Source organism: Kribbella sp. NPDC048837 (genome assembly GCF_055586945.1).
On record NZ_JBVJHF010000002.1, the window covers coordinates 1406516 to 1429441 of the forward strand.

A 22926-nucleotide genomic window follows, 5' to 3' on the forward strand; every position below is an offset into this window, starting at 1 on the left:
GCCGTCGGCCGGATAGGGTCCACGCATGGTTGACGTTGCTGCGATCTTCAAGGCGTACGACGTACGCGGGGTCGTCCCGGACCAGTTGGACGAGTCGGTGGCCCGGGCGACCGGCGCCGCGTTCGTCGAGGTCCTGGACGTGCTCGCGGGCCCGGGGGCGGTCGTGATCGGCTACGACATGCGGCCGTCCAGCCCGGGACTGGCGGCCGCGTTCGCCGAGGGGGTGACCAGCACCGGCGCGGACGTGATCGACATCGGCCTGGCCTCCACCGACCAGCTGTACTTCGCGTCCGGCCGGCTCGACCTGCCCGGCGCGATGTTCACTGCCAGCCACAACCCGGCGAAGTACAACGGCATCAAGATGTGCCGGGCAGGCGCCGCGCCGGTCGGCTCCGACTCGGGTCTGCGGGACATCGCCGACCTGGTCGCCAAGGCCCTGGCCGACGGCGGCATGGAGACCGGTGCCGCGACCGGCCATGTCCGGCACAAGGACCTGCTCACGGCGTACGCCGACCACCTGCACGACCTGGTCGACCTGAGCGGGATCCGTCCGCTCACGGTCGTCGTCGACGCGGGCAACGGCATGGGCGGCCACACCGTCCCGGCCGTCTTCGCCTCCGGCCCGGTGACGATCGTCCCGCTGTACTTCGAGCTGGACGGCAACTTCCCGAACCACGAGGCCAACCCGCTGGACCCGAAGAACCTGGTCGACCTGCAGGCCAAGGTCCGCGAGACCGGCGCCGACCTGGGCCTGGCCTTCGACGGCGACGCGGACCGTTGCTTCGTGGTGGACGAGAAGGGCGACCCGATCTCGCCGAGCGCGATCACCGGTGCGGTCGCGGTCCGGGAGCTGGCCAAGCACCCCGGTTCGACCATCCTGCACAACCTGATCACCTCCAAGGCGGTGCCGGAGCTGGTCACCGAGCACGGCGGCACGCCGGTGCGGACCCGGGTCGGGCACTCCAACATCAAGCAGAAGATGGCCGAGACCGACGCGGTGTTCGGCGGCGAGCACTCCGCGCACTACTACTTCCGGGACTTCTGGCGGGCCGACACCGGCATGCTGGCCGCACTGCACGTGCTGGCCGCACTCGGTGAGCAGGACCGGCCGGCCGGCGAACTGTTCGCCGAGTACGAGCGGTACGTCGCGTCCGGCGAGCTGAACAACAAGGTCGAGAACGCCGCGGCGACCGTGGCGGCGATCGAGGACACGTTCGGCGGCCGGGACGGCATTACCGTTGACCACCTGGACGGTCTGACCGTGTCGGCGGGACAGTGGTGGTTCAACGTCCGTGCGTCGAACACGGAACCGCTGCTGCGGCTGAACGTCGAGGCCGCGGACCGCCCCACCATGGAGCGCGTCCGTGACGAAGTGCTGGCCCTGATCACCGGTGCATCGGTGGAGGAGAACTGAATGGCAGTCAATCTGGACCCGGACCTGCTGAGCATCCTGGTCTGCCCGAAGTGCCGCTCGGAGTTCCGCGTGGACGACGAGGCGAACGAGCTGGTCTGCACCAACGCCGCCTGTGCGCTGGCCTACCCGGTCCGGGACGACATCCCGGTGCTGCTGATCGACGAGGCCCGGGACACCCGGGCGGAACAGTCTGAGACCGCGGACAACTGATGAGCCTCTTCGACGACACGCGGCTGGACGACGTGGCCGCACTCGAGGCGGCGGACCCGCTGCTCCGCCGGCTCGCGATGGCCGGGGCACGGGTCCGGGCCGAGCTGGAAGCGGCCGAGGAAGCGCTGGCGAAGGTGGAGTCCGACGGCTTCCGGCCGCGGGCGGTCGTCGCCGCCGGCCGGGACGCCCGGCTGGTCCGCGCCGTGCTGGAGCCGGTCTGCCCGGTGCCGTTCCTCGCCTGGCCCGGTCCGGGGCTGCCAGGGTGGGCCGGTCCGCTGGACCTGGTGATCATCCTGAGTGGCGCCACCGAGGACATGGACGCGGTGTCGGCCGCCGGTGAGGCGGTACGGCGGGGGTGCGGTCTGATGGTCGCAACTCCGGCGGACTCACCCGTGGCGATCGCGTCGGCCGGTCTGCGGCACGCCATCCGGCTGCCGTCGCAGTCCGACGACCAGTTGGCGTCGGCTGTCGCCGTACTGCAGGCCTTGCACCAGATGGAGCTCGGTCCTGAGGTGGACCACAAGTCGGTCGCGGCGCTGCTGGACGAGGTCGCGATCGAGTGCTCGCCCAACAACGACGTGGCGTCCAACCCGGCCAAGGATCTGGCTCTGGTGCTGGCGGACGCTCTGCCGCTGGTGTGGGGTGGCTCTGTGCTCGCTGCCCGTGCAGCCCGGCGTGTGGTCGAGTCCATCCGGCTGGCGAGTGGCCGGCCCGCGCTGGCTGCTGACGCGGGTCACCTGCTGCCGGTGCTCAACCAGCCGCCGCGGGACCTGTTCGCGGACCCGTTCGACAAGCCGGAGGAGTTGCGGCCGGCTCTGGTGATCCTGGACGACGGTGTGGAGGACGCGGGCGTCGCCGAGCACCGTCGCAAACTGGAGGCCAAGGCCGAGGCGCATGACGTGCGGGTGCACGTGGTGACGCAGGCCGACGGCACCGACATCGCCAGGTACGCCGCTCTGACCCAGCACGGCCGCTACGCCGCGGCGTACCTCGGGATCGGACTGGGCCGCTACGGTACGGCGGCCGACCCGGGCCCGCTCGAGGCGGGGAATCCGTCGGAGGACCCAGCGTGGTAGTGCGGCTGCGGAACACCATCCGGGACTACGCGTGGGGATCGCTCACCGCGCTCCCCGAGCTGACCGGGGTGGAGCCGGACGGCAAGCCTCAGGCCGAGCTGTGGATGGGCGCGCACGAGTCCGCACCGTCGGTGCTCCCGTCCGGGGACTCCTTGTACGACGTGGTGTCCGCCGGGCCCAGCGACGTACTGGGGGCGGAGACGGCGGAGCGGTTCGACGGCCGGTTCCCGTTCCTGGCCAAGCTGCTGGCGGCCGGGCAGCCACTGTCGATCCAGGCGCATCCGTCGCGCGAGCAGGCGATCGACGGGTACGCGCGGGACGAGGCCGCCGGGATCCCGCGGGACGCGGCCGACCGGAACTACAAGGACGCCTGGCCGAAGCCGGAGATCCTGATCGCACTCGAGCCGTTCGACGCAATGGTCGGGTTCCGGCCGCTGCACAGCACGGTCGCACTGCTGGAGGCGCTGGCTCCGGAAGGCTTCGACGAGCTCACGGATCTGCTCCGCAACGGGAAGCTGCAGGACGCGTTCACCCAGTTCATGAGCGCCGACCGGGACGCCATCCGCCCGCTGGTCTCGGCTCTGGGCGAGTCCGTGGCGCGCTACGCCGGTGCGGCGTTCCCGCTCGAGCGGGAGACGATCGCGCGGCTGTGCGCCGACTTCCCGGACGACCCCGGCGTACTCGCGGCGCTGTTGCTGAACCGGGTGCGCCTGGAGCGCTTCGAGGCGGTGTACCTGCCGGCCGGGAACGTGCACGCGTACCTGCACGGACTCGGGTTCGAGGTGATGGCGAACTCGGACAACGTGTTGCGGGGCGGGCTGACGAGCAAGTACGTCGACGTGCCGGAGCTGGTGTCGGTGGTCGACTTCGAGCCGCTCGCCGATCCGGTGCTGACCGCGACCACGGTGGCTGACGGCGTGGCGACGTACGAGACCGGGTGTGAGTACTTCGCCATCCACCGCGTGGAGCTCGACGGTGACGAGCGGACGATCGACGGGGTCGGTCCGCGGATCATCTGCTGCGTCGCCGGGACAGTCGATGCTCTCGGCAAAGAATCCGCTGTGACGTTGTCCACCGGTCAGTCCGCGTTCGCCGCGGGACCCGAGGGACCCTGTATCTTGCGTGGTTCCGGCACGGCGTTCGTCGTGTCCGCGCGCTGATCCCGTACGGAGGACCTGGAGAACATGGCTGGTGGCGGTAACAAGGCCGTCGTGGCGGCATTGCTGGCGAACACCGGGATCGCGGTCACCAAGTTCGCCGCCTGGGCGCTGACCCAGTCGGCCTCGATGCTCGCCGAGTCGATCCACTCGCTCGCCGACGCCGGCAACCAGGTGCTGCTGCTGGTCGGCGCGAAGCGCGCCAAGCGGGAGGCCGACGAGCTGCACCAGTTCGGGTTCGGCCGGGAACGCTACGTCTACTCGTTCATCGTCGCGATCGTGCTGTTCAGCGTCGGTGGTTTGTTCGCGTTGTACGAGGGCTGGCACAAGGTGCACGACCCGCACCCGATCGAGAACTGGAAATGGGTCCCGATCGCCGTCCTGCTGATCGCGATCGTGATGGAGTCGTTCTCGTTCCGGACCGCGATCATCGAGGCGAACAAGCTGCGCGGGCACGTGTCCTGGGCCAGGTTCGTCCGGAACGCGCGGGCGCCGGAGTTGCCGGTGATCCTGCTGGAGGACTTCGCCGCCCTGACCGGTCTGGTGCTGGCGCTGATCGGCGTCGTCCTGACGCTTGTCACCGGCAACGGTGTGTTCGACGGCCTGGGCTCGATGGCGATCGGCGCGCTGCTGGTCTGCGTGGCGATCTTCCTCGCGATCGAGATGAAGTCGCTGCTGCTCGGTGAGTCCGCGACCCGGGAGGCGCAGCAGAAGATCGTCGACGCGATCGAGAACACACCCGGCGTGCAGCGGCTGATCCACATCAAGACCCTGCACCTCGGGCCCGAGGAGGTCCTGGTCGCCGCGAAGGTCGGCGTCGAGCCGACCACCGACGCGGCGGTCGTGGCGGAGATCATCGACGCCGCCGAACGCGCGATCCGCGAGGCCGAGCCGACGTCGGTGCACATCTACCTCGAGCCCGACGTCTACCAGGAGGACCACGTCCCCGACGAGCGCCCGGCGGTCCCCGAGGCCCCGTCCCACTAACGCGGTCTGGGTGGGAGGACGCCGGAGCGGCCGAGCCAGCGGAGGGCCCGGTCGCGGTCGATCTGCGACTGGGTCGGCGGCGCGGACAGGCGGCCGGTGCGGTAGCCGAGGTTGCGGATGTCGGCCGCGACGGACGGCTCCGCCAGGGCCTTGAGGGCGAACGCCAGCGCTGCCGGAGTCACGTCGTACCGGCGTTCGAGGTCGAGGGCCAGCTGGACGGCGGCCAGGTCGCGGTCGTCGTACTGGCGTTGTGCGGTGTGCGCGCCGCGTGAGCGCGGGAGCAGGCCGAGGGCCTCCCGGTAGCGCAGCATGCGCGGGGTGGTGCCCAGTCGGCGCGCGGCCTCGGTGATGCGCATACCCCAATCTTGACATTTCGGTGTCAAAAACGGTCCCCCGGCGATCAAACCGGGTAGCTCGGCCCTCTAGGCTCTGGCACGCAGGAAGCAATCCACAGTCTTCAGGGGAGCGGGAACCGGTATGACGTTCGACTACAAGGTGGCGGACCTCGGCCTGGCCGAGTTCGGGCGCAAGGAGATCCGGCTGGCCGAGCACGAGATGCCCGGTCTGATGGCGATGCGGGCGCAGTACGGCGAGAGCAAGCCGCTGGCCGGCGCGCGGATCGCCGGCTCGCTGCACATGACCGTGCAGACCGCCGTACTGATCGAGACGCTGGTCGCGCTCGGCGCCGAGGTGCGCTGGGCGAGCTGCAACATCTTCTCCACCCAGGACCACGCGGCCGCCGCCATCGCCGTCGGCCCGGAGGGCACGGTGGAGAACCCGGCCGGTGTCCCGGTGTTCGCCTGGAAGGGCGAGACGCTGGAGGAGTATTGGGCCTGCACCGAGCAGATCCTGACCTGGCCGGGCGGGGACGGCCCGAACATGATCCTCGACGACGGTGGTGACGCCACCATGCTCGTCCACAAGGGCACCGAGTTCGAGAAGGCGGGCGCCGTACCGGACCCGTCGACGGCGGAGTCCGAGGAGTACGGCGTCGTCCTGAAGTTGCTGACCCGGTCGCTGGCCGAGTCGCCGTCGAAGTGGACCACCATCGGTCAGGGCATCAAGGGTGTCACCGAGGAGACCACCACCGGCGTGCACCGGCTGTACGAGATGCACAAGGCCGGGGCGCTGCTGTTCCCGGCGATCAACGTGAACGACTCGGTGACCAAGTCGAAGTTCGACAACAAGTACGGCTGCCGGCACTCGCTGATCGACGGCATCAACCGGGCCACCGACGTACTGATCGGCGGCAAGGTCGCGGTCGTCTGCGGGTACGGCGACGTCGGCAAGGGCTGCGCGGAGTCGCTGCGGGGCCAGGGCGCGCGGGTGATCGTGACCGAGATCGACCCGATCTGCGCGCTGCAGGCCGCGATGGACGGCTACCAGGTGACCACGCTCGACGACGTGGTCGGGATCGCCGACATCTTCGTCACCACCACCGGCAACAAGGACGTCATCACCGCCGACCACATGGCGGCGATGAAGCACCAGGCGATCGTCGGCAACATCGGCCACTTCGACAACGAGATCGACATGGCCGGGCTGTACAAGACCGCGGGCATCGAGCGGATCAACATCAAGCCGCAGGTCGACGAGTTCCGGTTCCCCGACGGCCACACGATCATCATCCTGTCCGAGGGCCGGCTGCTGAACCTGGGCAACGCCACCGGGCACCCGTCGTTCGTGATGTCGAACTCCTTCACCAACCAGGTGCTCGCGCAGATCGAGCTGTTCGTGAAGACGGCCGACTACCCGACCGAGGTGTACGTCCTGCCGAAGCACCTCGACGAGATGGTCGCCCGCCTCCACCTCGACGCCCTCGGCGTCAAGCTCACCGAGCTCACCAAGGAGCAGGCCGCCTACCTGGGCGTCCCGGTCGAAGGCCCCTACAAGGCCGAGGCCTACCGCTACTGAGACCCCACAAGCAAGCGCCCCACCAGTTTTGGTGGGGCGCTTTGCTTTATGCCTCGTTGCTGCCCGGTGCCGCCCAGCCCTGGGGGTTGAGGGTGGCTGGGCGAGGGGTGGTGATGGGCGGGGGTGGGATGAAGGGGCCTGGGGGAGGGGGTGCCTGGAGGACGCCGTACGGGCTCGGTGGTGCGAACGGGCCGGGAGGGACGGCGTACGACGGGGCGAAGGGGCCGGTGTGGACCGGGCGACGGGTGGCGAGTCGGTTGAGTTCGCGGCGGCGGCGTTCGGCCAGGACGGCCGAGAGGTAGGCCGGGGCGATCAGGGGGATCGGCGGGACGGGAGCCGTCACGGCGGCTACACGGTTGGCGAGAGCGTCGCCGAGCGTGGTGCGGGCGTCGGGCTGCAGCTCGGTGTAGCGGGCGAGATAGTCGCGGGAGGCGTTGGCGAGCTCGTCGGAGAGGCGGGAGAGCTCCAAGGACTGCGCCCACTGGACCAGGTGGCCGGGGACGAACAACGGCGGCGACGCCATCGGCTGGTGGCGTTCGCGGATGACGACGGTGCCGGAGACCATGTCGCCGATCCGCTTGCCCTGCTTGTTCATCAGGCTCGCCACGATCCCCGGGCACGCCGCGAACCACGGCGCGAAGTCGACGAAGAACCAGAACAGCGTCCGCACCAGGGCGTGCCGGAACCGGATCGAGCTGCCGTCGTCGCGCACGACCTTGAGGCCGAGCACCATCTTCCCCAGCGTCCGGCCGCGGGTCAGCGTCTCCATCACCACGCGGTAGCCGATCACGACGAGCAGGACGACGATGAAGATCAGGGCGGCCGCGAGCGCCTCGCTCGCCTCGCCACCGATCAGGAACCCGGCCAGCAGCGAGATCAGCACCACCAGCACGACGCCCTGCAGCAGTACGTCGATCGCACACGCCAGCGCCCGCGTCGGCATCCGGGCGATCCGCACCTGGAGGACGACTGCTTCACCGGTGACCAGCTGAGACACTCCGTCGCCCCCCTCCTGGTCAGACACCGTGTCGGGCTAGTCTGCCAGCGCAAGGAGCCAGTCAGGGGAGGAGGTGCGGCTGTGGACGTCGAGGCGTTCGTGTCGGTGCACCAGCCACAGTGGGATCGCCTGGCCTACCTGACCCGCCGCCAGCGCCGCCTGTCCGGTGCCGAGGCCGAAGAACTCGTCACCCTCTACCAGCGCGTCGGCACCCACCTCGCCGCGCTCAGAGCCGCCGGGGCCGACCCGGTCTCGATCGGACGCCTCTCCGGCCTGATCGCCGACGCACGCGGCGCCGTGACCGGTGCCCAGGCGCCGGTCTGGCGTGACATCTCGAAGTACTTCCTGGTGAGCTTCCCCGCCGCCCTCTACGCGTCCAGACGCTGGTGGATCACTATCGGCCTGCTGTTCTACCTGGTCGCGGCCTGGGCCGCCTGGCGGATCCTCGTCCACCCGGAAGTGGTGGACTCGATCGGTACGCCGGCGCAGATCCAGCAACTCGTCGATCACGACTTCGAGTCCTACTACTCCGAGAACCCGGCCCAGGACTTCGCCCTCCGGGTCTGGATCAACAACGCCACCCTGAGTGCCGCGGCCCTCGCGCTCGGCATCCTGCTGATCCCGTCCGTCTTCATCCTCTGGGACAACGCGGTCAACCTCGGTGTCAGCGCCGGACTGATGATCAGCCACGACAAGGGCGGCCTGTTCTTCAGCCTGATCACGCCGCACGGGTTGCTCGAGCTGACCGCGGTCTTCGTCGCGTCCGCGGCCGGACTGCGGCTCGGCTGGGCCTGGATCGCCCCCGGCGCCCGGACCCGGATGCAAGCGCTCGCCCAGACCGGTCGCGCCACCGCCGGCATGGCGATCGGCCTGGCCGCGATCCTCCTGCTCACCGGCGTGATCGAGGCCTTCGTGACCCCGTTCCTGCCCGGTCCGGTCCGGATCAGCATCGGCATCCTCGTCGAGCTCGCGTTCTTCACCTACGTCTGGACCCTCGGCCGCCGCGCCGCCCGCTCCGGCGAGTACGGCGACATCGACCCCGCCGACCGGGAAGCGACAGCCCCTGTCTCTGCGTAGCCGTTTGGACCCTGGGCACCGGATCCGGGTGAGCAATCAAAGCAGTACCGCGCATGAGGTCCGGCAGAGCCGTTGGTACGGCGTGGCGATCACCGTCGGACTGATCGCGTACGGCGTGGTCCATCTGCTGATCGCGTGGATCGCCCTGCAACTCGCCCTGGGCAAGTCCTCGCAGGAGGCATCCCAGCAAGGCGCCCTCCAGCAACTGGCCGACCAGCCGCTCGGCGGCGTACTGCTCTGGATCGTCGCGATCGGGCTGTTCGCGCTGGTGATCTGGCGGGTGATCGAACTCGCCTACGGCCACCTCGACCTGGAGAAGAAGGTCTCGGCGGTGGGGCGCGGGTGCATCTACCTCGTCCTCGGCATCAGCGCGGTGAAGGTCGCCGTCGGGTCCGGTGGTTCCAGCACCAGTCAGCAGCAAACCCTCAGTGCGCGCTTGATGGCGCACGGACCCGGCCGGGTGCTGATCGTCGTGATCGGGCTGGCGATCATCGCCGTCGGTGTCCGCCAGATCTACAAGGCGGTCACCAAGAAGTTCACCGAGGACCTGGTCGGCGGGGTGTCCGAGGGCACCATCCTGCTCGGCCGGATCGGCTACGCGGCGAAGGGGGTCGCGTTCATCGTCGTCGGCGCCCTGTTCGCCTGGGCGGCGATCGAGTACGACCCCGAGAAGGCCGGCGGCCTCGACACGGCCCTGCACACGATCAAGGAGCAGCCGTTCGGCTCGATCATGCTCGGCATCCTCGCCCTCGGCATCGCCGCCTTCGGTGTCTACGCCTTCGCCTGGTCCCGCAACGCCCGCACCTGAGCCACTAACCGATCGGGATGTCGCGCCGGCGCAGGCCGACCAGCCCGGCGGCACCCAGGACGGCGGCGATCGCCAGCAGCGCGATCAGCGGACCGGCTGATGTCGAACCACCCGGGAGTTGCGGGAGGTGGCTGAACGGCGAGATGTCCCGCACCCAGTCGTCCAGCTCCACACCGGAGCTGACGAGCCCGATCAGCAGGCAGATCGCCGGTCCGGCCCACGCGACCGGCGACAGCCGTGGGAACAGCCCGAAGATCGCGATAGTGATCGCGGCCAGGACCCACACGGCCGGAAGCTGCGCCAGGGACGCACCGATCAGCCGCGGCACCTGTCCGCCCACATCACCGATCGCGGATCCATAGGCCAGTCCTTCGGCCGCACCGGCGACGATCAGGGCCAGCGCCGGGCCGAGCAGGCTGAACGTCAGATGGCTCGCGGCCCACTGCAGCCGGCTGGTCGCGGTCGCCAGCACCGGCTCCGCGCGCCCACTGGTCTCCTCGGCCCGCAGCCGCAGCGTCGCCTGCACCGCGTACGCCGACGCGATCAGTCCGACGATCGTCATCACCCCAGCCAGGAACGAGTCGATCAAGCCGGCCGAGCCACCGAGCCGCGCGAAGATCTCCTGGATCTTGGGATCGTCTCGCATCATGTCGCCGACCCCCTCCGCGACACCGCCGAACAGCAAGCCCAGCAAGGCGAATCCGACCGACCACGCGGCCAGCAACCCACGGTGCAGCCGCCAGGCCAGGGCGAGCGGCGAGCCGAGCTTGCCCTGCGCCGGACCGGGCCGGGCCGGCAACAGTCCGGCTCCGACATCCCGCCGTACGGACAGATAGAGGGCAACGGCAACGAGTGCGACGGTTGCCGCGAGCACCAGAACCCCGAGGCCCCACCGGTTCTCGCCGTACGGGTGGATCCGTTGTGCCCAGGCGATCGGGGACAGCCAGGACAACCAGGCGAGCGGTCCGTCCGTGTGCTCGCTGGTGTCGCCGGCGGCCCGCAGTACGTAGGCCGCTCCGAGCACACTGATCGCGATTCCCCGAGCCGTTCCGGCGCTCGCGGTCAGCTGGGCCGCGACCGCGCCGACCGCCGCGAAGAGCCAGCCGGTAACGGCGAACTCGATGCCGATGGCAACGGATCCGGCCCAGGGCAGGTCCTGGCTGTGCATGCCGAGGGCAAGCAGCACGGCGAGCACGAGGTTGGCGCCGAACGTCGCCAGCAGGGCCGCGGCCAACTGGGCATGCCGGCCGACAATGCTCGACCTGAGCAGCTCGCTCCGGCCGGTCTCCTCCTCGACCCGGGTGTGCCGGATGACTGTGAGCAGACTGATCAGACCGATCATCACCGGGACGAATCCCAGTCGCCAGGTCACGAACTCGCCCAGGCTGGTGCCCGGCAGTTCGCCGTACAGGGTGATGAAGCCCGCGTTGTTCGCGTAGGTGCGGCGCGACTCCGCGGTCGGGAACAGGTCGCCGTACGACCGCACGTAGCTCATCGGGATCGCGCACAGCAGGATGATCCACAGCGGCAGGACGATCCGGTCGCGGCGCAGGATCAGCCGGACGAGCCCACCGGTGCCGGCCAGGTTCGTCATTTCGCCGCCTCCGGCTCACGGACCTGGGCCGGCTCGTACAGCCGCAGGAACAGCTCCTCCAGCGACGGCGGCTGACTGACCAGACTCCGTACGCCGATCTCCGTCAGCCGGCGCAGCACCGGGTTGATCTCGTCCGTGTCGACGTCGAACCGCACCCGGCCGTCGTCCACCCGCAGATCGTGGATGCCGTCCAGCGTGGCCAGGCCGTCCATCGACCCGACCAGCTCGGCCTGGATCGACGTACGCGTCAGGTGCCGCAGCTCGGACAGCGTGCCGCTCTCGACCGCCCGCCCGGCCCGGATGATCGTGACCCGGTCGCAGAGTGCCTCGACCTCGGACAAGATGTGGCTCGACAGCAGGACGGTCCGGCCGTCGCCGTCGCTCACCTCCTGGACCACCTCGCGGAAGACCTCCTCCATCAAGGGGTCCAGCCCGGAGGTGGGTTCGTCGAGGAGCAGCAGCTCGACGTCGGAGGCCAGTGCGGCGACCAGCGCGACCTTCTGGCGGTTGCCCTTCGAGTACGTGCGAGCCTTCTTCCGCGGGTCGAGGTCGAAGCGCTCGAGGAGCTCGGCCTTGCGCTTCTTGTCGATTCCGCCACGCATCCGGCCGAGCAGGTCGATCGCCTCGCCACCCGACAGGTTCGGCCACAGCGTCACGTCGCCCGGGACATAGGCGAGCCGGCGGTGCAGGGCAGTCGCATCCGACCACGGGTCGCCGTCCAACAGCCGCGCGGTGCCGGAACTGGCCCGGGTCATCCCGAGCAGGATCCGGATCGTGGTGGTCTTCCCGGCGCCGTTCGGGCCGAGGAAGCCATGGACCTCACCGGTCCGCACCTCGAGGTCGAGACCGTCCAGGGCGCGGGTCCGCCCGAACGTCTTGACCAGACCTTCCGTGCTGATCGCAGCCGGCATGATCTCACTTCTCCTCAGAGCGTTTGCGGATTTGTTCTGCTTGTTCAGGGGTGACCAGCGGGATGGTGAAGACCTCCATCAGCCCCTGGCCGATCCGGGCGTACCCGCTCGGCGAGGTGATGTCCTCCCCGAGTGCCTCCGAGACCTGGTCACGGAAGGCGAAGACGCTCAGCTTGATCGCGGCCAGCGCCGCCGAGTACGCGCGCCGGTCGCTGGGCTCGAGTCCGTAGCCCTTGCTCCACTCCTCGATCGTGTCGACCGCCTCGGTGAAGAGCTTCGTCGCGGACTCCGAGCCGTCCATCATCGAGCGGACCAGGTACAGCTGCAGCGGGAAGATCCGCGGATGCAGCGCCGCCGGGTCGAGAGCGGCAACCCCACTCGGGCCGGCCAGCTCCTCGCTGACCTCGAGCATCCGCTCCCGCGCGTACTGGTTGCAGGCCTCGCGCAGGTCCTCCTTGGAACCGAAGTGATGCCGCACCAGCCCCGACGAGACACCGGCTTCGGCAGCGATGTCGCGGATCGACGTCCCCTCGATCCCACGCTCACCGAACAGCTTGATCGCCGCGTCCCGGATCCGGGCCCGCGCGGTCAGGTCGTCGACCGGTCGATCCATCGTTCGCTCCTCTCGCTACACAGAAGAGCAAACTACTACACAGGCGTGTAGTCAAGCCCACGCGTGCTCCGCAGGGGCTCGGCTCGTCGCTGCGCTCCTCGACGCACCTGCTCCGCGCGCTCCCACCCGCCCCCGGCTTGGCGCCGTGCATTCCTTCCGGCTGTCGCCGGGAGTTTCCGGCTCTCGCCGGGGTTTGCCGGCTGCCGCCGGCGTGTTGCGAGCTGCCGCTCGCAGGTGACTGCTTGGTCGATGCGCTTCGGGAGCGGGCTGTGGTGATGGAGGAGTGCGGTCGTGGGGCCGTGCGGCCGCGAGGCCGTGGTGATGCGGGGACCGTGGTCAGCCCGGACAGCGGCCCGCCTTGACCACCACGGCACGAGGGGCGACCGCGGGCGGCAGCCGGCAACTCCGGCGGCAGCCGCAACTCCCCGGCGCCAGCCGGAAGGTCCGGCGATAGCCGGAAGACCCCGGCGGCAGCCGGCAAACCCGGCGCCAAGCCGGAAACTCCGGCGCCAGCCGGACAGGATGCTCCGGCGCCAAGCCGGGGGGCGGGCGCGGTTGCTGCCGCGGTCGGCCGCGGTGTCCGGGCGGGTCATGCTGGCCGGCGAGGACGTCCTGGCGATGAAGTGGGGCCGGTTGCGTGCAGTGCGGTGGTCGTCGGCGTCGATCGTCTTCCAAGGTGCGCAGCACGGGTTGAATCCGGTGCAGCGGATCGGCGACCAGATCGCCGAGCCGTTGCTCGTGCATCGGCTGGCGTCCGGATCCGGTGCGGCCGCGCGGGTGCGGGAGCTGCTGGAGCAGGTCGGGTTGCCGGCCTGGCGGGCCCGGAGCTATCCGCACGAGCTCAGTGGTGGCCAACGGCAACGAGTGATGATCGCGATGGCGCTGGCGTGCTCGCCGCGGCTGATCATCGCGGACGAGCCGACCACCGCGCTGGATCTCATGGTGCAGGCGCAGGTACTGACGCTGATCCGGCAGTTGATCGCCGAGCACGACATCTCGTTGCTGATGATCTCGCACGACCTGTCCGTGCTGGCGGACGTGTGTGACCGGCTCGCGGTGATGTACGCCGGTCGCCTGGTCGAGGCGGGTCCTTCGGCTGAGCGCTTCCGGCATCCGTACAGTCAGGCGCTCGCTGCCGCGTTCCCGACTGTCGGTGATCCGGGCTCGCGGCTGGCCCCGCGCGGCCTGGCGGGCGATCCGCCGGATCCGCAGCGGTTGCCCGGTGGTTGCGCGTTCCATCCGCGGTGCCCGGTGGCGCTGGACTCGTGCTCGACGGTCGACGTCGAACTGCGTGCGGCCGGTGCGGGCCGGTCCGCCGCCTGTGTTCTGGTGGAGGGCTGACTCTTGCTTGAGGCAACTGATCTCCGGGTCGAGTTCGGTGGCCGGGGCGGACGCCGGGCCCGTGCCGTCGACGGGGTGAACCTGTCGGTCGGAGCGGGCGAGATCGTCGCGCTGGTCGGCGAATCCGGCTGCGGCAAGACGACGCTCGCTCGTACGCTGCTCGGTTTGGAGCGCCCGACCGCCGGTCGGGTTTCCTATGCCGGCGCGCCGTTGAACTACAGCGCTCGCGGGCTGCGCGCGTTCCGCCGTCAGGTCCAGTTGGTGCTGCAAGACCCGATGGGCTCGCTCAACCCACGCCAGACCGTTTACGAAGCTGTTGCCGAAGGCCCGCGGATCCACGGCCTGCCGGACGAGGAGTCGGTGGTGTCGGCGGCGCTGGCCCGCGCCGGCCTTCGTCCGCCGGAACGGTTCTTCCTGCGGTATCCGCACGAGCTGTCCGGCGGTCAGCGGCAACGGGTGGTGATCGCCGGCGCGCTCGCCTTGAACCCCAAGGTCCTGATCGCCGACGAGCCGGTCGCGTCACTCGACGCCTCGGTCCGCGGCGAGATCCTGTCGTTGCTGCTGCGGTTGCGGGACGACCTCGGCCTGTCCGCGCTGGTCGTCACCCACGACCTCGGCCTGGCCTGGAACATCGCCGACCGGGTCGCGGTCATGTACCTCGGACGCATCGTCGAATCCGGCCCGACCGAGGACGTGCTGACGAATCCGCAGCACCCGTACACGCAGGCGTTGCTGTCGGTCCTGCCCGAATCGCCCGAGCGCGTCATCCTCACCGGTGAACCGCCGGATCCGACTCGCATCCCCACCGGCTGCCGCTTCCATCCCCGCTGCCAACTCGTCGCCGCGGGCCGAGGCGCCGAAGCCTGCACCACGGGCGCCCTGCCGATCCTCCCGGCGACCAGCCATCCCCAGGTCGCCTGCCACCTGGCCCCGGTCGTCACGACCACCTGACTCTTTGAGGGCACCGCCGTACGTCGTTCCAGTCATTGACAATAGTTCTACTTCTGGTTAACTATTGCGGCATGGTGGAAGATCAGGTGGACCGGTTCTTCGAGGTGCTGGCCGATCCCACCCGGCGGCAGGTGGTGAGGCTGCTGGGCGAAGGGCCGCGGCGGGCCGGGCAGTTGGCCGCCGCGACCGGTGCGTCGTCACCGGCGATGAGCCGGCACCTGCGGATCCTGCTCGCGGCCGGGCTGGTCGCCGACGAGCGGGTGCCGGACGATGCCCGGGTCCGGGTCTTCCGGCTGAACCCCGAGCCCGTGGTCGCGGTGCAGGCCTGGCTGGACCAGGTGCAGGCGCACTGGCGCGAACAGCTGGGCTCGTTCAAACGCCACGTCGAGCAGAAGGAGTCGTCATGACCGCACCATCCGCCACGGCGTCCGTCGAGGTCGCCGCCGACCCGTCGACCGCGTTCCGCATCTTCACCGAAGAGATCGACCTGTGGTGGGTGCGCGGCCCGATCAACTTCTTCGACGCCGCCCGGGCCACCGCGATGCAGATCGAGCCCGGTGTCGGCGGCCGCATCCTCGAGGTCTACTCGCCGCCGGACGACGTCCTCGAGCTCGGCACGATCACCGACTGGGAGCCCGGCGCGCTGTTCGCCTATCGCAGTTCGGTCGACGACACCGAGACCCGGATCAGCTTCGACGCACTCGACGGCGGCACCCGGGTGACCGTCGTACAGTCACTGGTCCCCGGTGGCGAGAAAGCCTTCTACTTCTGGCCCAACGTCATCCACTGGCTGCCCGCCTGGGTCAGCCGGCGCGACACCGCGCCGCGCACTCCCCGCGAGCTCGACCGGCTCGCAATCGCCTTGTACTACGAGGATCCCGCCGCCGCGGCCCGCTGGCTGCACACCGTCTTCGGCCTCGACTCCTGGGACAAGATCCCCGCCGAAGGCACCGACCCGTCCTGGATCGAACTGCAGGTCGGTACGCGCGCGATCCTGCTCTTCAAACTCACCGAGAAGCGCACCGCCCAGCTGGACCACAGCGTCTGGGTGTACGTCGACGACCTCGACGACCACTTCACCCACACCCAGTCCAACGGCGCCAAGATTCTGAGCGAGATCCACCAGCACGGCTACCGCTGCTACGAAGCCGAAGACCTCGAAGGCCACCACTGGACCTTCGCCCAGGCCCGCCCAACAATGTGATCCCACTAACCGGAGGCAGGCTCACCCCGGGCGTCGCACGCATCGGCAACACCGTACGGCGCCCTGCCTCCGCGAAGTCCCCGTTCACTGCCGACCTGCTCCGGCTTCTCGAACGCCAAGGCTTCACCGGAGCACCCCGCTACCTGGGCCAGGACGACGAAGGCCGGGACATCCTCACCTACCTGGACGGCTGGGTCCCGCCCAAGTTCCAGCGCTGGCAAGACCACCAGGTAGCCGCCGCCGGCGCCCTCCTCCGCACTTTCCACGACGCCACCCGAGGCACCCACCTGGCCGGCGACCACCCAGTCATCTGCCACCACGACCCAGGCCCCAACAACGTCATCTTCCGCAACGGCCTCCCCGCAGCCCTCATCGACTTCGACACCGCCGAGCCGGGCAACCCACTGGAGGACATCGGCTACGCAGCCTGGACCTGGTGCATCGCCTCAAAACACGCCGACCCCCACCGCCAGGCCGCCCAAGTCAGAGTCCTCGTCGACGCCTACAACCTCCCCGGCCCCGAGCGCACCGCCGTCATCGCCGCCACGCTGGACCGCCAACTCCGCAACGCCCACTTCTGGACCGAGGCCGTCGCCGAGGTAACCGAAAACCAGCGCGCCGAACGCATCGCGTGGTCCCTCCGCGAACACGCCTTCACAACAGCCAACCGAGAGATCTTCGAGCGCGCGCTGGCTTAGAGGCCGTAGGCATCACATCCCGACCGCCGACCATCATCACCCCGATCCCAACCACGTGCCATCCGCGTGCAGCGGAGAAGCGTCTGCCACGGCGGCCCGTCAACAACCGCCGACCACGGCGGTCCGCCGACAACCGCCGGCCTGGCGGACCACCGACAACCGCAGGCCAAGACCCGCCGACCAAGGCCGCCCGCCGGTCAGCAGGCGTGGACGATACCCGCAGCCGATGGCCACAGGATCCGGCGGGAGCGCGGGCGGGAGCCGCAGGTGGCTGGCGACTGCCCGGCAAGGGGCAACGGCCGGGGTACGCGCGGAAGCGCGCCAAGGGGGCGACAGCCCCCGGAGCTCGGCCGACAGGCCGCACCACACGGACGGCACGCTCCCGCGACACGTGTGCGCGCACAACGCGGGCGGTAGCCCGCAGACCGGGGCCGGCAGGCCGCACGACAGGCGGGCAGCCGGAGGGCGCCAGCGACAGCCCGGCAAGGGACAACGCGGGAGGGCGCGCGGCAGCGCGCAAAGCGCGGGCGGTAGCCCGCAGACCGCGGCCGGTAGGCCGCACGACGGGCGGTAGCCGCAGAGGGCCGGCTACAGCCCGGCAAGGGGCAACGAGCGGGTGCGCGCAGCAGCGCGCTAAGCGCGGGCGGTAGCCCGCAGACCGGGGCCGGCAGGCCCGCACCACGCGGCGACAGGCCGCACCACGCGGCAGCAGCCCGCAGGTGCCGGCGGTAGCCGGCAGGGGAAGCACCGGCGATGAGCCGGGGGGTGGGTGGGAGCGCGCGTAGCGGGTGCGACGAAGGAGTGCCTGCGTAGCACGCGTGGGCTTACAGGCGGCCGGCTTTTTTGAGAGCTAGGTAGGTGTCGGCGAGTGCGGGCGCTATCTGGTCGGGGTTTTCGTCGACGACGGTGACGCCGGCTCGGGTGAGGATGGCGGTGACGCGTTCGCGGTCCAGGCGGGTGCGGGCGGCGGAGGCGGCGGCGTAGACCTCGGGGAGGTCGGTGCGGGTGGATTCGAGTTCGGTGAGGCGGGGGTCGGCGACCGAGGCGAGGACGATGACGTGGCGGCGCAGCAGCGGGCCGATCACCGGCAACAGGGACTCTTCGATGACGGCGGGGTCGAGGCCGGTCAGCAACACGACCAGGGAGCGCTGACCGAGGCGCTCCAGCACCTGTGAGACGACGATGCGGAAGTCGGTCTGGACGAGCTCCGCCTCGACGTTCGCCAGTGCATTCACGAACGAGGGCAGTACGTCTTCCGGAGCAGGCCGTCGTACGTCGGCGCGCACAGCGGAATCGCAAGCCAGCAAAGAGACCCGGTCACCCGCCCGTGTCGCCAGCGCGGCCAGCAGCAACGCCGCATCCATCGCGTGGTCGAGCCGGGGCGCGTCGCCGACCCGGCCCGCGGACATCCGGCCGGAGTCGATCACGATGGCGACCTGCCGGTCCCGCTCCGGCCGCCAGGTCCGCAGTACGACGTTGCCGCGCCGAGCCGTCGCCCGCCAGTCGATGCTGCGTACGTCGTCCCCCGGCACGTAGTCGCGCAACGAATCGAACTCCGTACCCTGCCCACGCACCAGCAACGCCGTACGCCCGTCCAGCTCCCGCAGTCGAGCCAGCCGCGACGGCAGGTGCTTCCGGCTGTTGAACGGCGGCAGCGCCCGCACAGTCCACGGCACCTGATGCGACCCCTGCCGACCGGCGAAGCCCAGCGGACCAACAGACCGGACGGTCACCCTCGAAGCGTGCCGGTCGCCGCGCCGGGTCGGCACCAGATGCGTCACCAGCCGCCGCCGTTCACCAGCGGGCAGGTCGAGCTTGTGCGGCGGATCGAGTACGCCGGCCGACGGCGGCCACGCGTCCCGCAGCAACCCGCGCACCCGCCGACCCGGGTTGGCGACCAGCAGGTTCACCACAGCCTGCTCACCGAGCCGTACGGCGTTGTCGCCCTCACGACTCAACTGCAGCCGCCGTGGCGACCCCGCCAGCAGCATGTCGACCAGACACACCACCAGCACGACCGCGACCACCACGCCGACCCCGCTCCAGCTAGGCATCACCAGAGCAACGAAGACGACGCCGACCGCGGCCAGCAGAGCGGCCCTGCCTGTCAGAACCATCAGCGTGGTACCGGCACCGTGGCCAGCACGCTCTCCAGCACCGCATCGGCACTGACACCCTCGAGCTCGGCTTCCGGCCGCACCTGTACTCGATGCCGAAGGCAAGGACGCGCCATCGCCTTCACGTCGTCGGGGATCACGTAATCACGCCCGGACAGCCACGCCCACGCCCGAGACACCGCCAGCAACGCAGTCGCACCACGCGGCGACACCCCGAGCTGCAACGACGGCGACTGCCGAGTCGCCCGGCAGAGGTCCACCACATACGCCAGTACGTCCTCCCGCACCGCAACCCGTCGTACGGCGTTCTGCCCGGCCAGCAGGTCCTCCGGCCCGGCCACCGGACGCAGACCGGCGGCCTCCAGGTCCCGCGGGTCGAAGCCCTGCGCATGACGGGCCAGTACGGCGATCTCCGCGTCGCGCGGCGGGATGTCGAGGGTCACCTTGAGCAGGAAGCGGTCGAGCTGGGCCTCCGGCAGCGGATAGGTGCCCTCGTACTCGATCGGGTTCTGGGTCGCGGCCACGACGAACGGCGACGGCAGTTTGCGCGGCTCGCCGTCCACGGTGACCTGACGTTCCTCCATCGCCTCCAGGAGCGCGGCCTGCGTCTTCGGCGGGGTCCGGTTGATCTCGTCGGCCAGCAGGATGTTCGTGAACACGGGCCCCTGCCGGAACTCGAACTCGCTGGTCTTCGCGTCGTACACGAGCGACCCGGTGACGTCACCCGGCATCAGGTCCGGCGTGAACTGGACGCGCTTGGTGTCCAGCCGCATGGCCATCGACAGTGCGCGCACCATCAGCGTCTTCGCCGTACCGGGCACGCCCTCCAGCAGCACGTGGCCGCGGCAGAGCAGGGCGAGCACCAGCGCGGTCACCGCGGTGTCCTGACCGACCACTGCCTTGCCGATCTCGGTCCGCAGCGCCACCAGCGCCTGCCTGGCCTGGTCGGCGCTGACCTCGGTAGTCGTCACGGGTGTCGTACCTCCTGCGTCAGTACGTCGAGTTCATGGGACAAGGACATCAGTGCGGCGTCACTGAGTGGTGGAAGGCCGTAGAGGAGTTCGTAGAGCATGGCCGGGTCACGGCCGGTGCGAGCAGCCACAGTCGCGACCACAGCCGAAGGGTCGGCCCGCCGGGGGATGCCGTGCGCCTTGTGCAGCTTGCCAAGAGCGGACTCGCGCAGTGCCGAGGCAGCACGGTCCCGTGCGCGTGAGCGCCGGTAGAGCCGCGCTCTGCCCTCGGTGGTCTCCGCGGCATGCACGATCACCGGCAACCGCTCGGCAACCACCGGACCGAGCCGACGCCCCCGCCAGAGCGCCACGATCAGTACGGCGAACGCCAACGCCCAGCCGATGTACCGGACATCCGGCGGGATCAGCGGGGGACCGTCCGAGTCCTCGTCGTCGTAACCGCTGGACTCCCACTGCGGCAGGTACCAGGTCAACTCCTGATGGGTGCCCATCAGATTGAGCGCCAGCGCCGCATTGCCATCGTCCGCGAGCTCCGCATTGGTGAACGACCGCGGCGTCCCCACGACATCGACGATCCGGCCGCCCGACTCCAGCCGGATCACCGTGTTGTGGATGCCGTCGCCGTAGCAGCGCTGCGCACTCTCGGGAGCGGAGTACGTCGACCCGCTGACAGTCACCGTGCCCGCCTTCACCGCGGCCGGCAGCTCGCAGCCGGGTTCGCGACTGCCCGACGACAGCACCTGTCCGGTGTCCAGCACACCCGGTGCGAGGATATCCAAGGCCCGTGACCCCGGGCGGATCAGGACGAGGTGGCTCCACCGTGCATCCGCGATCCGCTGCCAGTCGTACCGATCCAGCGATCCCGCCGGTCCGATGACGAGCGTCTTGCCTACTCCGGATTGCACAGCGTCTTCCAGGACCTCTGTGCCGTGCACATTGACACTGTGGTTCTCCAGCAGCGTCGCCAGCGCGTGTGCACCGTCCGACTCGGTGGAGTCCGGGCTGAACGGTCCGGACGTCCGCGCGGTCGTGGCGATCATGACGACGATCGCAACCAGGACAATGGCTCCGGTGACCAGCAGCGGGGTCCGCAGCACTCGCCAACTCTCGCCGGCGCTGCGTCCGACCGCCGTACTCACGCCACCACCCGAGCCGTCCGCGCTGCGTCGTCGGCGGCCACGACAGCGGCGTACCGCTCCGTGGTGCCGGGACGGTTGCCGTAGACAACCTCCGTGAAGGCCAGTGCGGCCGGTTGCAGCGGCTCTCGCAGCGCCGGCACCGTCCGGCCGGCGTCGGCGACCACTTCGTACGCCGTCCGGCCGGCGCGCTCGTCCAGGATGGTGCGTTCGGTGAGCTCGGAGACGCAGGCCCGGAAGCGACTGCGGATCGCGAGCGCGTAGTCGCCGGAGGCCGCCTCCCGCTCCGACTGGGCGCGATACTCGGCCGCGGTCCGCGGCTTGGCCGTGTCGAACACCGCCTGCGGCGTGCGGCGGCTCGTCCGCAGTACGCCGGCCCGCCAGAGCACCACGATCACGATGAGCGCGAGCAGGCCGATCAGCATGACCAGTCCGGCGTGGCCGTTGGGAGAGGTCCCGGTGAGGCTGTCCAGCAGATCGCCGATCCACTCCAGCACCTTGCCGATGGCCTTCCCGATCAGCGAGCTACCGGACTCCCGGTACGCCGACTTGGACAGCTCCTTGGCCGCCTCCTGCGCGGCCTGGTCCCGGCCGATGTCGACCGGCGGCTCCTGGAGAAAGATCACGACCCACCTCCGGGGCGCAGCACCGGGCGCATCCACAGGTCCAGACCCTCCCGGCGTACCCGGAGGTCCAGATAGATCAACGCCTGGACGGCGGACATGAACGCGAGGGTGGCGATCAGCGTCAGCACGGTCGCGATGCCGGCGGCCGCGCCGAGCACGATCGCCACCACGGTGGCTCCGCTGCTGTCGCTGCCGTCCGCCCACGAGCCGACCGTGAGCACCAGCGCCGAGATCCCGAACTGCAGGGCGTAGCTGACGATGTTCACCACGAGCCCGCCGAACAGCAGGATGCCGAAGACCCGCCAGAACTTGCCCCTCACGAGCTGCCACGACCGCCGCAGCGCACCCCAGATGCCCACCCGGACGGGGATGTGGAGCCCGATGTCCGGCGCGTGCCGGCCCTCCATCAGAACGACGGTCCCGGCCAGCACGAGGCGGATGCCGAAGATCAGTACGAGCGCCGCACCGACCAGCATCATCGCCACGGCTACCGCGCTGGCCACGTCGGACGAGATGGCCGCATCCGCGCCGCTGCCGACCCCGAGCACGGCGAGTCCCCAGCCGCCGATCAGCAGCATGAACGACAGCGACTGCACCAGGCCGACCGCGGCCAGAGCGGGCAGGGCCGGCCGGACCAGCCGCAGGAGCTCGCGCGGACCGACCCGGTGGGCCAGCTGGCTCCGCACCGCGGCCAGGGCGATGATCCCGGCCAGCATGCTCGACACCACACTGAACAGAACCAGTTGCACGCCGTACGTGAGCAGGAGCGCCGCACCGGCCTGCTGGAACGGGTCATCCGCCCCGAAGAACCCGTCCAGCCCACCCGGTACGGCGACCTGGGTCAGAGCGGCCTGGAGTGCCACCAGAGCGATAGCGGCCAGCACCGGAAGGCCCAGCATGATCGTCTTGTTGTCGGAGATGGTCCGGGCGGCGTTGTCCAGCAGGTCCGCGGGCAGCCAGGGCCGCAACGGGTCCGCCGCCGCTTCCTCGTGCAGGCGGATGTCGTCGGCCACTACCTGCCTCCCCTCGGGTGAACCGCCGGCCCCGACCGTGCGTGAGTTGTGATGAGCCCCGGCGATGCACCATGATCACAGCCCAAGTCGGGGGTCACTCGGCGATCCGGC

At 70.1% G+C, this 22926-nt stretch carries 23 protein-coding genes; 13 read left to right on the forward strand and 10 right to left on the reverse strand.

Annotated features, from left to right (window positions below; all coding sequences use genetic code 11):
- Positions 1–25: 25 nt before the first annotated feature.
- From ACZ6O0_RS14705 to ACZ6O0_RS14725, 5 genes are read left to right on the forward strand one after another with little or no spacing between them, the layout of a single operon-like run.
- Positions 26–1414: a phosphomannomutase/phosphoglucomutase gene (locus ACZ6O0_RS14705; protein ID WP_465765379.1), complete on the forward strand. Its 1389-nt coding sequence runs from the start codon at positions 26–28 to the stop codon at positions 1412–1414.
- The gene (locus tag ACZ6O0_RS14710) at positions 1415–1624 is read left to right on the forward strand and encodes a Trm112 family protein (RefSeq protein ID WP_465765380.1); all 210 of its coding nucleotides are present in this window, start codon (positions 1415–1417) and stop codon (positions 1622–1624) included.
- Positions 1624–2700 carry an SIS domain-containing protein gene (locus ACZ6O0_RS14715; protein ID WP_465765381.1) on the forward strand — a complete coding sequence of 359 codons (1077 nt, stop codon included), beginning with the start codon at positions 1624–1626 and terminating at the stop codon, positions 2698–2700. Before ACZ6O0_RS14710 ends, ACZ6O0_RS14715 begins: the two co-directional genes overlap by 1 nt.
- Positions 2694–3860, forward strand: coding sequence for a mannose-6-phosphate isomerase, class I (gene manA, locus ACZ6O0_RS14720; protein ID WP_465765382.1), 1167 nt, complete (start codon positions 2694–2696; stop codon positions 3858–3860). The genes ACZ6O0_RS14715 and manA overlap by 7 nt, the downstream gene beginning before the upstream one ends.
- A gap of 24 nt (positions 3861–3884) precedes the next feature.
- Positions 3885–4844 carry a cation diffusion facilitator family transporter gene (locus ACZ6O0_RS14725; protein WP_465765383.1) on the forward strand — a complete coding sequence of 320 codons (960 nt, stop codon included), beginning with the start codon at positions 3885–3887 and terminating at the stop codon, positions 4842–4844.
- On the opposite strand, the gene ACZ6O0_RS14730 is transcribed toward ACZ6O0_RS14725, so the two are convergent.
- Positions 4841–5200 (reverse strand): MerR family transcriptional regulator, encoded by a 360-nt coding sequence (locus ACZ6O0_RS14730; protein ID WP_465765384.1) that lies wholly within the window; start codon positions 5198–5200, stop codon positions 4841–4843. The two genes, ACZ6O0_RS14725 and ACZ6O0_RS14730, sit on opposite strands and share 4 nt — an antisense overlap.
- A 121-nt stretch (positions 5201–5321) precedes the next feature.
- Between ACZ6O0_RS14730 and ahcY the strand changes: the two genes are divergently transcribed.
- Positions 5322–6758, forward strand: a complete 1437-nt coding sequence (gene ahcY / locus ACZ6O0_RS14735) for an adenosylhomocysteinase (RefSeq protein ID WP_465765385.1) — start codon at positions 5322–5324, stop codon at positions 6756–6758.
- Between the two features lie 46 nt (positions 6759–6804).
- Here the strand turns inward: ahcY and ACZ6O0_RS14740 are convergent, their stop codons facing one another.
- The gene (locus ACZ6O0_RS14740; RefSeq protein ID WP_465765386.1) at positions 6805–7782 is read right to left on the reverse strand and encodes an RDD family protein; all 978 of its coding nucleotides are present in this window, start codon (positions 7780–7782) and stop codon (positions 6805–6807) included.
- A gap of 54 nt (positions 7783–7836) precedes the next feature.
- Here ACZ6O0_RS14740 and ACZ6O0_RS14745 point away from each other — a divergent pair, with 54 nt between their 5' ends.
- Complete coding sequence (locus tag ACZ6O0_RS14745; RefSeq protein WP_465765387.1) at positions 7837–8832, forward strand: stage II sporulation protein M; 996 nt, start codon at positions 7837–7839, stop codon at positions 8830–8832.
- Positions 8833–8860: 28 nt separating this feature from the next.
- A complete protein-coding gene (locus ACZ6O0_RS14750) occupies positions 8861–9640 on the forward strand; it encodes a DUF1206 domain-containing protein (RefSeq protein ID WP_465765388.1) in 780 nt (259 codons plus the stop codon).
- 4 nt (positions 9641–9644) lie between these two features.
- On the opposite strand, the gene ACZ6O0_RS14755 is transcribed toward ACZ6O0_RS14750, so the two are convergent.
- From ACZ6O0_RS14755 to ACZ6O0_RS14765, 3 genes are read right to left on the reverse strand one after another with little or no spacing between them, the layout of a single operon-like run.
- On the reverse strand, positions 9645–11234 hold the full coding sequence (locus ACZ6O0_RS14755) for an ABC transporter permease (protein WP_465765389.1): 1590 nt from the start codon (positions 11232–11234) through the stop codon (positions 9645–9647).
- The gene (locus ACZ6O0_RS14760; protein WP_465765390.1) at positions 11231–12145 is read right to left on the reverse strand and encodes an ABC transporter ATP-binding protein; all 915 of its coding nucleotides are present in this window, start codon (positions 12143–12145) and stop codon (positions 11231–11233) included. Before ACZ6O0_RS14760 ends, ACZ6O0_RS14755 begins: the two co-directional genes overlap by 4 nt.
- Positions 12146–12149: 4 nt before the next feature.
- Positions 12150–12758 (reverse strand): TetR/AcrR family transcriptional regulator, encoded by a 609-nt coding sequence (locus ACZ6O0_RS14765; protein ID WP_465765391.1) that lies wholly within the window; start codon positions 12756–12758, stop codon positions 12150–12152.
- Positions 12759–13280: 522 nt separating this feature from the next.
- Between ACZ6O0_RS14765 and ACZ6O0_RS14770 the strand changes: the two genes are divergently transcribed.
- The 5 genes from ACZ6O0_RS14770 (at position 13281) to ACZ6O0_RS14790 (ending at position 16952) form a co-directional block, all read left to right on the forward strand.
- Positions 13281–14099 carry an ABC transporter ATP-binding protein gene (locus ACZ6O0_RS14770; RefSeq protein ID WP_465765392.1) on the forward strand — a complete coding sequence of 273 codons (819 nt, stop codon included), beginning with the start codon at positions 13281–13283 and terminating at the stop codon, positions 14097–14099.
- 3 nt (positions 14100–14102) lie between these two features.
- Positions 14103–15050: an ABC transporter ATP-binding protein gene (locus tag ACZ6O0_RS14775; RefSeq protein WP_465765393.1), complete on the forward strand. Its 948-nt coding sequence runs from the start codon at positions 14103–14105 to the stop codon at positions 15048–15050.
- A 71-nt stretch (positions 15051–15121) separates the two neighbouring features.
- Complete coding sequence (locus ACZ6O0_RS14780) at positions 15122–15457, forward strand: ArsR/SmtB family transcription factor (protein WP_360363709.1); 336 nt, start codon at positions 15122–15124, stop codon at positions 15455–15457.
- Positions 15454–16254, forward strand: coding sequence for a VOC family protein (locus tag ACZ6O0_RS14785; RefSeq protein WP_465765394.1), 801 nt, complete (start codon positions 15454–15456; stop codon positions 16252–16254). Before ACZ6O0_RS14780 ends, ACZ6O0_RS14785 begins: the two co-directional genes overlap by 4 nt.
- The gene (locus tag ACZ6O0_RS14790) at positions 16251–16952 is read left to right on the forward strand and encodes a phosphotransferase (RefSeq protein WP_465765395.1); all 702 of its coding nucleotides are present in this window, start codon (positions 16251–16253) and stop codon (positions 16950–16952) included. The genes ACZ6O0_RS14785 and ACZ6O0_RS14790 overlap by 4 nt, the downstream gene beginning before the upstream one ends.
- An 824-nt stretch (positions 16953–17776) precedes the next feature.
- Here the strand turns inward: ACZ6O0_RS14790 and ACZ6O0_RS14795 are convergent.
- Genes ACZ6O0_RS14795 through ACZ6O0_RS14815 form a run of 5 tightly spaced genes read right to left on the reverse strand, consistent with a single transcriptional unit; the run spans position 17777 to position 22815 of the window.
- Positions 17777–19069: a DUF58 domain-containing protein gene (locus ACZ6O0_RS14795; protein WP_465765396.1), complete on the reverse strand. Its 1293-nt coding sequence runs from the start codon at positions 19067–19069 to the stop codon at positions 17777–17779.
- Complete coding sequence (locus ACZ6O0_RS14800) at positions 19069–20040, reverse strand: AAA family ATPase (RefSeq protein ID WP_465765397.1); 972 nt, start codon at positions 20038–20040, stop codon at positions 19069–19071. The genes ACZ6O0_RS14795 and ACZ6O0_RS14800 overlap by 1 nt, the downstream gene beginning before the upstream one ends.
- Complete coding sequence (locus ACZ6O0_RS14805; RefSeq protein WP_465765398.1) at positions 20037–21179, reverse strand: DUF4350 domain-containing protein; 1143 nt, start codon at positions 21177–21179, stop codon at positions 20037–20039. Before ACZ6O0_RS14805 ends, ACZ6O0_RS14800 begins: the two co-directional genes overlap by 4 nt.
- On the reverse strand, positions 21176–21802 hold the full coding sequence (locus ACZ6O0_RS14810; protein ID WP_465765399.1) for a DUF4129 domain-containing protein: 627 nt from the start codon (positions 21800–21802) through the stop codon (positions 21176–21178). The genes ACZ6O0_RS14805 and ACZ6O0_RS14810 overlap by 4 nt, the downstream gene beginning before the upstream one ends.
- Entirely contained in the window at positions 21799–22815 is a 1017-nt protein-coding gene (locus ACZ6O0_RS14815) for a hypothetical protein (RefSeq protein WP_465765400.1), read from the reverse strand. Before ACZ6O0_RS14815 ends, ACZ6O0_RS14810 begins: the two co-directional genes overlap by 4 nt.
- Between the last annotated feature and the right edge of the window lie 111 nt (positions 22816–22926).